The organism is Paenibacillus sp. FSL M7-0896 (genome assembly GCF_037975415.1).
GTDB lineage: Bacteria > Bacillota > Bacilli > Paenibacillales > Paenibacillaceae > Paenibacillus_AQ > Paenibacillus_AQ silagei.
On the sequence record NZ_CP150250.1, the window covers coordinates 972,761 to 986,168 of the forward strand.

The 13,408-nt window shown below is 54.2% G+C and carries 14 protein-coding genes; 8 read left to right on the top strand and 6 right to left on the bottom strand.

Going from position 1 to position 13,408, the window contains the following annotated elements:
• Positions 1-31 precede the first annotated feature (31 nt).
• Complete coding sequence (locus MKY12_RS03995) at positions 32-883, top strand: GGDEF domain-containing protein (RefSeq protein ID WP_051477842.1); 852 nt, start codon at positions 32-34, stop codon at positions 881-883.
• A gap of 87 nt (positions 884-970) precedes the next feature.
• Here the strand turns inward: MKY12_RS03995 and MKY12_RS04000 are convergent, their stop codons facing one another.
• Positions 971-1,705, bottom strand: coding sequence for a glycerophosphodiester phosphodiesterase (locus tag MKY12_RS04000; protein WP_036723244.1), 735 nt, complete (start codon positions 1,703-1,705; stop codon positions 971-973).
• 317 nt (positions 1,706-2,022) lie between these two features.
• Here MKY12_RS04000 and MKY12_RS04005 point away from each other — a divergent pair, with 317 nt between their 5' ends.
• Positions 2,023-2,433, top strand: a complete 411-nt coding sequence (locus MKY12_RS04005; protein WP_339312995.1) for an NUDIX domain-containing protein — start codon at positions 2,023-2,025, stop codon at positions 2,431-2,433.
• A gap of 28 nt (positions 2,434-2,461) precedes the next feature.
• On the opposite strand, the gene MKY12_RS04010 is transcribed toward MKY12_RS04005, so the two are convergent.
• Positions 2,462-3,064, bottom strand: coding sequence for a hypothetical protein (locus tag MKY12_RS04010; protein WP_339312996.1), 603 nt, complete (start codon positions 3,062-3,064; stop codon positions 2,462-2,464).
• A gap of 111 nt (positions 3,065-3,175) precedes the next feature.
• Positions 3,176-3,847, bottom strand: a complete 672-nt coding sequence (locus MKY12_RS04015; RefSeq protein ID WP_339312997.1) for a sensor domain-containing protein — start codon at positions 3,845-3,847, stop codon at positions 3,176-3,178.
• 213 nt (positions 3,848-4,060) lie between these two features.
• Here MKY12_RS04015 and MKY12_RS04020 point away from each other — a divergent pair, with 213 nt between their 5' ends.
• Positions 4,061-4,756, top strand: coding sequence for a copper homeostasis protein CutC (locus MKY12_RS04020; RefSeq protein ID WP_339312998.1), 696 nt, complete (start codon positions 4,061-4,063; stop codon positions 4,754-4,756).
• Here the strand turns inward: MKY12_RS04020 and MKY12_RS04025 are convergent.
• Both MKY12_RS04025 and MKY12_RS04030 read right to left on the bottom strand, forming a co-directional pair.
• Positions 4,753-6,426 (bottom strand): helix-turn-helix domain-containing protein, encoded by a 1,674-nt coding sequence (locus MKY12_RS04025; protein WP_339312999.1) that lies wholly within the window; start codon positions 6,424-6,426, stop codon positions 4,753-4,755. The two genes, MKY12_RS04020 and MKY12_RS04025, sit on opposite strands and share 4 nt — an antisense overlap.
• A gap of 134 nt (positions 6,427-6,560) precedes the next feature.
• Positions 6,561-7,544 (bottom strand): ABC transporter substrate-binding protein, encoded by a 984-nt coding sequence (locus MKY12_RS04030; protein WP_339313000.1) that lies wholly within the window; start codon positions 7,542-7,544, stop codon positions 6,561-6,563.
• A 283-nt stretch (positions 7,545-7,827) separates the two neighbouring features.
• Here MKY12_RS04030 and MKY12_RS04035 point away from each other — a divergent pair, with 283 nt between their 5' ends.
• A complete protein-coding gene (locus MKY12_RS04035) occupies positions 7,828-8,883 on the top strand; it encodes an SPFH domain-containing protein (RefSeq protein WP_209878793.1) in 1,056 nt (351 codons plus the stop codon).
• Positions 8,880-9,863 (top strand): sugar kinase, encoded by a 984-nt coding sequence (locus MKY12_RS04040; RefSeq protein ID WP_339313001.1) that lies wholly within the window; start codon positions 8,880-8,882, stop codon positions 9,861-9,863. The genes MKY12_RS04035 and MKY12_RS04040 overlap by 4 nt, the downstream gene beginning before the upstream one ends.
• 136 nt (positions 9,864-9,999) lie before the next feature.
• Here the strand turns inward: MKY12_RS04040 and MKY12_RS04045 are convergent, their stop codons facing one another.
• Positions 10,000-10,557 (bottom strand): hypothetical protein, encoded by a 558-nt coding sequence (locus tag MKY12_RS04045; RefSeq protein WP_339313002.1) that lies wholly within the window; start codon positions 10,555-10,557, stop codon positions 10,000-10,002.
• A 257-nt stretch (positions 10,558-10,814) separates the two neighbouring features.
• Here MKY12_RS04045 and MKY12_RS04050 point away from each other — a divergent pair, with 257 nt between their 5' ends.
• From MKY12_RS04050 to MKY12_RS04060, 3 genes are all read left to right on the top strand, one after another.
• The gene (locus MKY12_RS04050) at positions 10,815-11,720 is read left to right on the top strand and encodes a L,D-transpeptidase family protein (protein WP_339313003.1); all 906 of its coding nucleotides are present in this window, start codon (positions 10,815-10,817) and stop codon (positions 11,718-11,720) included.
• A gap of 148 nt (positions 11,721-11,868) precedes the next feature.
• Entirely contained in the window at positions 11,869-12,441 is a 573-nt protein-coding gene (locus tag MKY12_RS04055) for a hypothetical protein (RefSeq protein ID WP_339313004.1), read from the top strand.
• Positions 12,442-12,529: 88 nt separating this feature from the next.
• Positions 12,530-13,282 carry a YjgB family protein gene (locus tag MKY12_RS04060; RefSeq protein WP_339254054.1) on the top strand — a complete coding sequence of 251 codons (753 nt, stop codon included), beginning with the start codon at positions 12,530-12,532 and terminating at the stop codon, positions 13,280-13,282.
• Positions 13,283-13,408 lie beyond the last annotated feature (126 nt).

Consider the following 13,408-nt stretch of genomic DNA (forward strand, 5'->3'; position numbering starts at 1 on the left):
CATTGATAGGCTGAAGGAGGGCGTAAGACTAGTGGAAGAGGCCCGCAATTATATGCTGACGATTCTATCCATACTTATAGGGGTCCTGACCGTATATAGCACGCTCAGATTGACAAAGGATTTCTCCAGACAAACGCAAAGAACCCGGGCGGTCCGCTCGAGTCTTGTGGTGCTGGTAATCAGTGCCGGACTTGGCGGCATGCATCTGCTGGGCAGAAGAGCCATAACCGGCTTCACTACAGAAGGCAGAAGCCTGCTGATCTCTTTGTTCCTGTACATGCTGACACTTGCCGGTATTCTGTATCTGTTCCTGCGGATCCGCATGATCCTTGGAGAGCGTGACCAGCTCAAGGAGTTGGCATACCGGGATACGCTTACCGGCCTGCTGAACAAGAACGGAATGGATCATTTCTGGGATCACTGCAAATTGAGCGAGCAGCTGTCGGTATTATATCTGGACCTGAACCGGTTCAAATCGATTAACGATACCCTCGGCCATCATACAGGGGATCTTTTACTGGAGGCTGTAGGAACCAGCCTGCAGCAATTTACCTGCAAAGGCAAGCGGCATATTTTCCGGGTGGGCGGAGATGAATTCGTCATTATCGCCAAACGCTGCAGCCGTAAGGAGTCAGAGCAGCTTGCCCTTAAGGTTCTGGAGCGCATCACCCGGACCTATAAGCTGGAGAGCCATGAATTATTCGTGTCCGCCAGTGTAGGCGTGACGATTAGCCAGGGCCGGATTGACCCGAAGCAGCTGCTTCAGGAGGCGGATTCGGCTATGTACAGTGCCAAGCAGCTGGGAAGCGGGCGTTATGCCGTATACAAGCAGGAGAGCCGTATTCCTTCCGTGAAGCTGGTCAGCAGCTCAAGGGCACAATAAATATTTCGTCTAAAGCCCCACTTTGTGGGGCTTTTTTGACAATAGCGGCTGCGCCATCCTATGGACAGCGTAGCCGTGTTATATCAGTCAGACGCTTCTGGCAGCCAGCAGCCCGGCCAGAACATCCGGATGATCGGTAATGATCCCCGCCACCTCAGCATCGATTAGAGCCTGCATCCGCTCGGGATCATTAACCGTCCACGGATGATAGACAATGCCTTTCTCCGCAGCAGCATTCACGAACTCCGGCAGGACCGAGGAATGATGGGCATGCAGTGCATCCGCCTGCAGGGTAGCCGCGTAATTCCAAGGACGGTACAGCCCCTCGCCGTAGAGAATACCCGTACGGATCTCCGGTGCCAGCGACTTGCAGTAGGCCAGGGAATAATGATTGAAGCTGGAGATTACCACCCGCTCACTCATACCCTGCTCCCGGACAGCGGCGATTACCTTCTCTTCCATGCCGGGATAGAGGAAGGTCCCGTTCTTCAGCTCTATATTCAGAATCGTCTCCCGGCCCTGCAGCAGATCCAGCAGCTCGTCCAGTGTCGGAATCCGTTCTCCTGCGAACTCAGGGCTGAACCAGGAGCCTGCGTCCACCTCCAGCACCTCACGAAGCGTCTTATCCTTCACATAACCGCTGCCTGAAGTGGTGCGGTTAAGACTCTCATCATGGATCACTACTACTGCTCCGTCACTGGTCATTTGTACGTCGGTCTCAATGCCGGTTGCACCAAGCTCTAGACCCTTGCGGAAGGCCGCCATTGTGTTCTCCGGGGCGGCTGCGGATGCGCCGCGATGCGCGAAATTAATGATGTTCATGTCGAGTAGTTCCCTCCATCTCTATGATGTAATGCAGCCCGTAGTGTCCGGGCCCCTTATAGTATATTCCACATCACGTCAAGAAACCCTGTCCCCTGTTCTATAAAGGACGGGTTTCTTGAATTTTACCGTGGTACGTTCGGAAGCAATCGCTTAGAATAGACAACAACTATACTACCTACAGAAAGAAGCGATAAAGCTTGAAGTTTTGTCTGGAATGCGGAAGACACTTGGTAATGAAGGAATGCAATGGAGAAGGTGAGGTACCCTACTGTGATTCATGCGCCGTCTTCAGATTCCCTGTGTTCAGCACAGCGATGAGTACAGCCGTAATGAACCGGGGACTCGATAGAATCCTGCTTATCCAGCAGTATAAGCGCAAGGATTACATTCTGCTCGCCGGGTACGTGAATAAGGGAGAGAATGCTGAAGCGGCCCTGATCCGTGAAGTGAAGGAAGAAGCGGGGCTTGAGGTGATTGCTTATGAATATATGCGCAGCCAGTATTTCGCCCCGTCTAATACATTAATGCTCAATTACATTAGTGTGGCTGACACGGAGGACCTGAGTGCCATGAGCGACGAGCTGGACCACGCAGCCTGGTTCACACTGGATGAAGCTGCGGACGCCATATTACCAGGCAGCCTCGCGGAGAGCTTCCTGCTTACAATTATTGATAAGCTGAGACAGGGGAGGGCTCTGGAGGATTTTACAGCGGTTGTCCGGTAATTGCGAGTTCTGAAGGCTAAGGCTTCACTTATGCAGAGACGATGTCGCGGATTCTCTCATGTACCTGCTGCGCCTCCAGGAAGGCTGCGGAATATTGAAGATCTGTTTTGCGGGCCGGCAGGCGCGCCGGGAGAAAAGGAATGGATACCACAGGCGTATCTGCGCTGCTAAAATAGATTCTGAGCGTTAGCTCGCGGATCTCTTCGGCAGGACTGCCGCCCTGGACAGGCTCTGTGAATTCATAGCTTGCGGCGGCACCTGCCCGTATTCTCGGTGCACTGGTGGTAATCCGGCTGGTCTTGCTTACCTTGCTGAGAGTCAGAGCATTCTCGACAATCTCTGCTCCAAGGATGGCATCGAACGTATACAGGGTGGCTGTCGCCGGCTCCGGCTTCCCCGGATGCAGCAGCCCGATGGCGAGCGCCTGGCCTTCTTCGTCCAGGGCAATCAGATGGGATTCGTCTGGAGTTATGAACCGCTGGGGGAATTTCAGGCTGAAGGCGGACAGGGCATGGGTAGCCCCGCTATGGCCCGCTGCCTTGGGACGGGAGAGTCTGTACTGAAGAACCGCAGCCAACAGCAGGAGAGACACGCCAAGCACAGCAAACAGATACACCAGGATCATGAGCACTGAACCGCCTCCTCACAAGGTTGTGCGGGCTGCCCTTCCTGCAATCACTTCGGGCACAACCCGCTTCGTAAGCTTTGGCAAGTGAACTATTAATAGATATGCGGGAAGAGATCAGGTATGTATGACTTCAAGCGGGGTACTGGTGGAATTCACAGGTGTTCCTGAAACTGCGTTGATCCAGGCCGCATACAGACGTCCAAGACCCACAAGCAGCAGCGGCAGAATCAGCAGCAGTACAAATCCGGTTCCGCATAGAATCCACGAGCGTTCATCTGAGGTTGTGCCGGACAGGAAGAAGAAGAACTCCGGGTCCAGCATATTCAGATCATAGGAGAATACGGATGAACTGATTCGCTGGGCCACAGGTGACAGAAGAGCACTGAAGGCAACCGTAGGCAGGACCAGCGCAAGCGTGAAGCCCAGAATCCCTGCGGGTAGCTGGAGGAGGCTGTACAGGATCCCCCGGTATGACTCCCTCTCGCGGAGCTGGTGTCCTAATGCCCGCAGCCCCTCCCAGCGGAAGGCGGGAGCATGATCTGCGGCAGCAGGCAGCCCTGTTCCACGTCGGCTGTTGCCGCTGGACCAGGCTTCAACTGTTTTGTGTTCACTGGACATCATGCTGCGGCACCAGGCCAAGGTCAGGGCCAGCAGCGGCAGCCCCACCCATACAATAATCAAGGGCAGGCTTGCACATAGACCTGTAACAGCAATTACGAAGGCGATGATTCCTTTAGGCAGAGAGAGGATCAGCATTTTCCACGCGTGTATACTTTGTCTTATCATTCAGGGCGCTCCATTCCGGATTTCCAAATTTCAACTTCTTCAGTATAGAGGCTTCATCCAGAGAACACACTCTCCAAAAGGCGGGAAAAATCCTGGTCGCAGGTCTAGTACTGACATAGTCAGGAATCTTCCTGCTATTTACAATGTTTATCTTTATACTAAGGGTAGAGCGGTTTATAAGGATTACGACTAAGAAGGGGAGTGTAGCAATTTATGCTGTTAGAGGTTATAGCAACTACAGTAAATGATGCGGTCATAGCGGAGCGTTATGGTGCTGACCGGATTGAACTGGTCACGGGTATCCGGGAGGGCGGATTAACGCCTAGTCTGGGACTGATCGAAGCGGTCCGGGAAAAGGTCAGTATTCCTGTGAGAGTGATGGTCAGACCGCACGCCCGCTCCTTCGTGTATGACGCATCCGATGTGGAGACTATGCTGCGCGATATCCGGCATGTAGCCGGGGTAGGCGGGCTGTCTTTGGTTATGGGCATGCTCCGCCAGGACCGGACAATAGATGAAGAACTGCTGAATCGGCTGCTGGAGCGGGCAGGGGGGATGGAGGTTACCTTCCACCGTGCGTTCGACGAGGTGCAGGACCAGCTTGAAGCCCTTGAGGTCTTGAAGCGGTATCCGCAGATTACCGATATCCTGACCTCCGGCGGGACTGCTGCGGCCAATACACCCGGCGGTATGGTAAGGCTCGCCGTATTGGAACGGCTGTCTGCCGGTTCTTCGCTCTCCATCCTGGCAGGTAGCGGTCTGAACGCCGCAGATCTGAAGGATTTCGTTACAAGGACCGGAGTCCGCCGGGTACACTTCGGATCGGCGGTCCGGGAGGAGGGCGATCCGCTGAAGCCCATTGACCCGGAACGGCTTGAAGCCATCCGTGCGCTTCTCAAGCCCTGTTAGAGGCCCAGCAGTCTGGGCAGCAGCGTCAGCAGCCGCTCCCGGGTCAGCGCATCGCCGGAATTCCATTTGGCTCCATCCAGCATATAGGCATGGCCCTGCTCCACGGCAGGCAGACTGCTCCAGAGCTCCGTCTGGAGCAGCTGCTCCATGGCCTCCCGGGAGTCCTCCCGCTCTGGAATCAGCATGAAGACACGGTCCCCTGCGTAGCTGTGCAGCATCGCCGGGTCCACTTCGCGGAACCCAAGATCCTTGTCCAGAATGTCCTTGATCTCCGCTGTCGGCTGCAGGCCGCCAGGGGCATACAAGGCCGTGGACAAGCCGGTCATTCCCATGGCGTATAGATGGTTGCCATGGTCATAGAACAGCGCCGAAGCTGTTTCATCCTTCAAGAGTCCCCCGGCGTACAGATGCTGCCACATGGCTGAGTTCTTGGCATGATAGGCTTGCAGCCAGACCTCAGCTTCGCGCTGCTTCCCGAGCCACTCTCCAAGAATCCGCAGCCGCTGCTCCAGCGGTGCGAAGGAGTCGAAGGTGAGTGTTGGGGCAATGCCGGATACACCCCGGTAGATCTGTTCATCCGGGCTTGCGAGGATAATCAGGTCAGGCCGGATGGACCGGGTCAGCTGCGGGTCCAGCGGAAATCCGACATTGGCTAAGCGCTTGACCCGGTGGCTATAGACACTGCCCCGGGCGAACGCTTCGTCACCGCCGACAGGCTTCACCCCCAGCGCCAGCACATCGCCCAGTGTCTCCCCGTGGTAGACAACACGCTTCGGACGCTCAGGGATGTCCACCGAATGTCCGGTCCAGTCCGTGACCGTAATCCGGCGTTGCTGCGACCGGGCATATTGCCCGGGAGTCATTCCCGTCTTCTGCCGGAAGCGGCGGCTGAAGTAGTATTCGTCGGAGAAGCCTACCCGCAGGGCAATCTCGCGCAGCGGCTCGGCGGCTTCAAGCAGATAAGTCTTCGAGTGCCCAATGCGCAGATCCGTCAGATAATCGAGCGGGCGCTGGCCGGTCAGTTTTTGGAAGATCGGAGTGTATTGCCAGGGGGAGACACCGGCCAGCTCCGCGAGCTGCTTCACCGTGATACTCTCCCTATAATGCTGCTGCATGAAGTGTATCGTACTCTCCACCGATTGCGCCGGACTTGGCAGCTGGCGGGTGGAGTAGTTCTGTTCAAGCAGCAGGAGCAGCAGCTCTTGGAATTGGAGCTGTTGTCTGACATGCTGGAGCTCATCCCTGCCATTATGATGCGCAAGCAGCTCTTCCGCCAGCCGGATCACTCTGGTGAAGGGGTGGACAATCAGCTCTTTTTGCCCCGGGAGCAGTTCATCTACGTAGAACGCAGGGGAATCCCCTGTAGTCAAAGCGGCAAAAGTCAACACATAAAAATAAAGCGTCAGCTCCCGGTTATCCAGACTGTATGAGGTTCCGGGAGGCAGCAGACAGCACTTGTCCGCATGCACAGAGAGTGAGGTCTGCTCAGTGATTCCGAGTTCACCGCGCCCGCCCGTAAACAGCAGGAGCGTATGCTGCTCCGCTGTCTGCACAGCCGATATAGTGTCAGCGCTCTGCATCACCAGTTCAATGCTCCTGAATTGAAACAGCAGGGAACGGAGAGGGGCGGACGGGAGTGCAGGCAGGTGGTCGTGGTCAGGCTCGCGCAAGGCAGGCACTCCTTTCAGACAGCTTAGAATTGAATTATATTGAGAACGATTATCAATAAACAATATTGTATATAAAATAAAGCAGCTTATCAACAGGCGTTGATAAGCTGCTTTTCAGTCTGTCTGCCCCGGAATTATTGCTTGCCCAGCATGGTAGGCATCTCACCGAGCAGCCACTCTCTGGTGGTAGCATCACTGGAGGTCTTCGTGATGTCCTGTGTGTAGACGTAGCCGTTCTTAACGGCAGGCAGGCTGTTCCACACCGCGCTCTTCAGCAGATTGCCGGTCGATTGCTTGGCTTCGTCTGCTACCGGAGTCAGCAGGAAGATACGATCTCCGGCGTATTCCCGGAGCACTTCCAGTGAGATTTCCTGGAAGCCCATATCGGCATCCAGCACCTTTTGAATAGCCGGGGTAGGCTTGAAGCCTTGCTCTCCGTACAGTACCTGCGAGAGGCCCGTCGTTGCCATTACGAACAGCCGGTCCCCCGGATAATAAGTGAAGACCGAAGCGGTCTCACCGTCCTTCATGCCCGCAGCCTTAAGCTGGGCCCACATCGCATCCTCCTTCGCCTGATACTGGGCCAGCCAAGCCTCCGCTTCCTGCTTCTTGCCTAAAATATCTCCAATATCCAGCATCCGCTCCTTCAGGGGGGCGAAGGTATCGAAGATAATCGTTGGAGCGATTTTGGAGAGAGCGTCGTAATCAGCTTCATCAATACCGGCGTAGATAATCAGATCGGGCTGAAGCTCCAGCGTCTTCTCCAGATTGATCGGGAACCCGACATCTGCAATTCCGGTCAGCTTGTCCTCGAAGACCTGGCCCTCCCCCATGGAGAGCGGATAGCCGATGGCTTGTACACCAAGTGCCAGCAGATCGCCATACGTTTCTCCGGAATAGATAATCCGCTGCGGATTCACTGGAATCTCTGCCGTGTGGCCTTTGTAATCCGTGTGTGAACGGGTAGTAGCTGCAGCTTCAGCAGTAGCTTGCGCGTCAGGTGCGGTGGTTGCTGCACTACTCCCCTGATTATTCTTATTGCTGCTGCAGGCGAGCAGTAAAGTGCCCATCAGGAAGAGCATGCCCAGGATAGCGAAGGGTTGTCGAGTCTTGTTCATTGTATGTATGCCTCCCAAAGGTATTGTGATTACCAATAATGATAATCATTATCGTTTAGACCATCATAAATTATAGCCAGTTGTTACTCAATGGACAAAACACGAGACAGGATTTGAATTTGTACAATATTTTTTTGCCTGTCCTGTTAATAACATATTGATAATATCAAGAGAGTCTGCTATGATGTTGTTAATAACAAATTAATAATAACAATTAATTAATAACTGAGTTCACCTTTGCTCAACAGATGACTCAGAATACAACCCCTAGGAGGTAATGACCATGTTTGGATTCCGGTTCGTGAAATTTCAGCCTAGTGATTATGTGCTCAAGGTGAAGAATGGCAAGGTAGTGCGTGAAGGGGTCGGGCTTTCTTTTCATTATTATGCGCCGACAACTTCGGTGGTTGTCGTGCCTGTCTCCTCGATCGATGTTCCATTCATGTTCGAGGAAATTACGGCGGACTATCAGACGGTAACCGTCCAGGGGCAGCTGACCTACCGGATTGTCGATTACCGCAAGACCACCCAGATCCTCAACTACACCTATAATCTCAAAAAGAACACCTATCTCTCCGACGATCCGCACAAGCTGGCCCAGCGGGTAATTAATATCGCCAAGGTCCTGACCAAGAAGCAGCTGGGGCAGCTCCCGCTGAAGGAGGCTATCCAGTCGAGTGAACGTCTTGCCAAGATGATTACCCATGAAATCGGCCAGAGTGCGGAGATTGAGAAGCTGGGCATTGAGCTGATGGGCCTGTCCATTCTGGCGATTGTACCGAATAAGGAGACGCTGCGGGCCCTGGAAGCGCAGGCCAGAGAGGAGATGCTCCGCAGCGCGGATAACGCGCTATATGAGCGGCGCAATGCTTCAATTGAGCAGGAGCGGCGGGTGAAGGAGAATGAGCTGAATACGGAGATCGCCGTTCAGACGAAGAAGAGACAGATGCGGGAGGCGCTGCTTGATTCTGACCGGTCAGCGAAGCAGAAGCAGAATGAGATGAAGGAAGAGCAGCTGATTTTTGATACGGAGCTGGAGGAGAAGAAGCAGGCGCTGATTGAGCTGGCCATAGCGAATAAGAGAGCCGAAGCGGATGCCAAGGCTTACGAGCTGACGGCGGTAATGAATTCGCTGCAAAATGTATCGCCTAACGTCCTGCAGGCGCTGACAAATGTCGGCATGAACCCGGATAAGCTGATCGCCATCGCCTTCCAGGAGCTAGCGGTGAATGCCGGGAAGATCGGCCAGCTTAACATTACACCGGATCTGCTGCAAGGAATCATGGCCGGCTCGGCAGGAGGTGGAGCCGGAGCAGAAAGAGGAGGTAACGGACGATGAGCAGCCGGGGATCGGAGAACAAAATCATACTGATCAAGCGCAAGACACGCCTGGAGGAGCTGGTGGTCCGCTACAATACGATCCAGCAGGCCCAGTTCTATATTGAACGGCTGGGAGCCGATTTCAGCGACTACTTAAGCGAGGATTTTCAATACCGCAAGGCGGTGGAGACCACAGTGACCGAGCTCAGCGCCATCGGCCGGCTCCAGGTGCTGGAGCGGCAGCATGTGCCGAATTTCATCTTCGGGGCTAAGGATACCGTAGTGGTCCTGGGCCAGGACGGTCTGGTCGCCAATACGCTGAAATACCTTCAGGAGCAGCCGCTGATCGGAGTGAATCCTGACCCGCTGCGCTGGGATGGCGTGCTGCTGCCCTTCAGAGTCAAGGAGGTGCGGCAAGTGGTGAGTGAGGTGCTGCGCGCCCAGCGCCAGGTCCGCGAGGTTACCCTTGCCAAGGTGGAGCTGAATGACGGGCAGAGCCTGTACGGGGTGAACGATCTGTTCATCGGCCGCCGGACCCATGTCTCGGCCCGGTATCAGCTGGAGCTGAACGGGCAGCTGGAGCAGCAGTCCTCCAGCGGCATCATTGTCTCGACCGGCCTGGGCTCCACGGGCTGGCTCAAGAGTGTGCTCGCCGGAGCCGCAGGTATCGTCAGCCGTGCCGCACAAATGCAGGATGCAGCTGCTGAACAGACAGCCCGGGTGTCTGCGGAGGTTGCCGCAGTCAGTGCGGGCAGCGGGCTGGCCTGGAATCATCCGGAGTTGTATTTCACTGTGCGGGAGCCTTTTCCAAGCCGGACGACTTCAGCAGAGCTGGTATTCGGGAGAATCAGCAGCAGTCTGCCGCTGCGCATTACGTCGCAGATGCCCGAGGACGGCGTGATCTTCAGCGATGGAGTGGAGAGCGATTATCTGGAGTTCAACTCCGGGGTGGAAGCGACGATTGGACTGGCGGAGAAGACCGGCAGGCTGGTAGTCTAGACGAGGCGCGGACCGTTCATGGCGTGGCGGGTACGCCAAAAGGGTTCTCTCAGCTTCCGCTGCTGCGGTCTGAGAGAACCCTTTTTAGCATACAAAACAGCCGTTCAAGCGAAGCTGCCTATGCTCCCCGCTCTTCCTACTGGAAGCTTCGTCCCTGGTTCATTGGAGCGTTATAGGAGGATCCTGCGGACATCGGTGTCTGCATTGGCGTATGCATCGGCTGGTGGTTAATCCCCGCGTTGATCGGGCTATGCAGTGAGTTCACCGGCTGGCTGTTTGAAGTGAAGGATGGGCTAAAGGAGGAGTTATACCCTCCCATTCCTGTATTGTGGCTCTGGCCCATTGGCTGGTTCTGTCCCATAGAATGCATTAGTCCCATCTGGTTCCCGGAATTGAAGCTTGGAATGCTTGTATGGGTATTGAAGCCGGAAGTCTGCGTGAACTGCTCCATCGATCTGACCGACTGCGAGATCTGCTGCAGCTGCTGCATCGCGGTCTGATGGCCCTGCAGCGCCTGCTGGATCATCTGAATGGCCTTGCTGTTATGCTGGCTAAGCTCCTGGAGCTTGGCGGCATCCTGCTGCTCCTGCTGAAGAAGCTGCTGGTAATTCTGCGTTCCCTGCTGGGTCTGTGCCATCAGCTGTTGAACGATTTGCTCGCATTCCCGGATCTGTGCAGATGAGTTGGTATTCAAAATAGTTGGCCTCCTTGAGATAGGTGTTATGGTCATGCGGGCTTATTATCTCTGATGGCGCTGGCGAATATTCATGCTTCGGAGTGCAAGGGAGGCGCTTCCGCCCAGAACGGTTACAATATTGCAAACGTTGCGTCACTCCGGGCAGGACGAGTTGATAAGAATAGGTACAGGCTGCTCTGCAACTATTGCGGCAAATGAACGTCTATGTAGAAAAGACAATCCAGAATCATCCATAACCTGGAGGTGGGGCAACTATGAGTCAGCGTGAACAGGTAAGCCGGATTCAAACGTATTTTCCCAAAAGCATCGCACTAATACTGGTATTCGTAATGCTTTTGACCGCATGCTTCACAGGATCGGCTGCTGCGGCATCGTCTTCCTCAGATCTGATCATTGTGAACAAAAAAACGAACAAACTGGCGTATTACAGCGATGGTAAGCTGGTGAAGATTTTTCCGGTCGCTACCGGTAAAACGAAAAGCCTGACGCCTGAAGGCAGCTTCAAGATGGTGGTCAAAATCAAAAACAGACCCTACTACAAGGATAAGATTCCCGGAGGCGATCCGGCCAATCCGCTGGGGGACCGCTGGCTGGGGCTGGAGGTCAATGACACTTACGGCACGACCTATGCCATTCACGGCAACAACAATGAATCCTCTATCGGTAAATATGTCAGCGCCGGATGCATCCGCATGCATAATGACGATATTCACTGGCTGTATCCGAAGATTGCGAAGAATACCCGGGTCGTCATTACAACCTCCGGGCTAGAGATGGCGGCGATTGCCGAGAAGAACGGCTACCGTCTGGGATCTACGATGATTGCGGGAGCTTTTGTCAAGGGCGGGGAGAAGCTGCCGGTGAAGAATTCCTTCCTGCTGGAGGATTCGCGGGTATACATTCCACTGAGTGAATCCGTGAAGCTGCTGGGCGGAAGCCTGATGCAGGAGGCGGGAACCGGAGCGCTTATCATCACAATCGGCAAGAAGACAGCCGTTCACAAGCCGCTTAGCACGAAGGCCAAAGTGAACGGCAAAACCGTAGAGATGCTAGCCTCCAAAAGTGTAGACGGCCGCCTGTACATTCCGCTGGGCAGCTTAACGCCGTTGTTCGGCCTGCCGTTCACCTGGAATGCTAAAGAGGGAGCAGTGAAGCTGTAAAGTAGTAGTGGCTGCACAAGGCCAGATTATCCAACCAAGATGCCGCCGTATACTGCGGCTCCAGAAGCCAGCCGATCGATTATTGATGGGTTGGCTTCTGTGTTTAACCGGGTGGAGTAGAGTGACAGGATACATAGAGAATAGTAATATGAGAGAGATTTGTTATATTCTTGATCTGCCAGGGGAGGGACTGAAGATTAGAGTACGTATTATAGGCGGCTGCGGGAGCGGAAAGACGTATATCGCCCGGAAATTAGCTCAAAGTTATGGAATCCCGTGCTATGAAACGGATAATTTTGTCTGGGATCGCAGGGACAACACCAAGAACTCCCCGGAGGTACGGGATGCCAAGCTCGCGGAAGCTATGGATGCGGAGTCGTGGATCATAGAGGGCGTACATTACCAGTGGGGAACAGAAAGCTTCCGGCAAGCGGATCTGATTTTTCTGATTCGGCCTAAGGCTTATGTACAGGATGCCCGGGTCATCAGCAGGTTCATGAAGACCAGGCTGGGGCTTGAGCAGGGAAATTATAAGCAGTCGTTCAAGTATCTCCGGGTGATGCTGCTGGAATGGAACCGCAGCTTCAGGAGAGAGGGTATTCCTGCGATAATGGCATTAACCGAACAGTATCAGGCTAAGCGGATCATCGTGCAGGGGAATCATGAGATTTTGCAGCATGTGGGCAGGTATGTGCAGGGGAAGAGTGTGTTGGAAACCTAGGAGGCATGCAACCTTTGTTACAGCCCCTGCGTCATAGGGTACAGTTTAGACAAAAGAGGATGGTTCCCATAACGAAGGAGATGGCATCATGACTACATTAATTAGAACAATCACAGGTATTCTTATCGTTGGGGCGATGCTCAGCCTTACAGCCTGTAATTCCGGCAAAACGGAACCATCGCCTAACAATACGGCTGTGGCTACAGCAACTGTGCAGTCAGGGGATAGCGCTTCATCGGCAGCAGAAGGTGCGCAGGTGAGCGAATCTGGTACAGATGACGGCGCTGCTGCGGGCGCAGAGCCTGTAACTGCTGACTCTGAAGCCGCAGTGGGAGCCTCAACAGAGTCTACGGTTACTGAGGTTGCAGGGGCTGAAGCAGATACCGTGGCTCCCGCTACCCCGCAGGAACGGAGCAAGCAGCTGAAGGAGCTGCTGGAGCTTGCTAAGCAGGGCAAGGTGCCCGGCGTCGAATATGCTGCACACACCGGACTTATTGATGAGGTGGAAGCCGCGTGGGGAGAGCCGGACCTCAAGGAATCGGCAGGCAAGGGAGTCTATTCCACATATTCCAAGAAGAGTGTGGTGTTTGGTTTTAACAAGGGTATGAAGATTTTTGATGTGCGCTCCAGCGCCCCGGACCTGCGTAACCTGACACTGAAGCAGATTGAAGAAGTCCTCGGCAAGCCGGATGTTACTACCGTGAATGGCGAGCATAATATCTATATTTATCAGGCCAACAAGCAGTATCAGCTCAAATTCATCATCCCGGAATCAACAGGAACGGTAGATCATATCTCGGTGTTCTCGGAGCAGGACTCCATTAATAATATGGCAGGCTAGCCTCGCGTCAACAGGTGGGACGATTAGAGCGACTGTAGTCAAATCAATATTGTAGTGAGAAATCCCCTTACAGCGGCAACTGTAGGGGGATTTTTTGTGAATCGAATACAATAGGCCAGTGAGGGG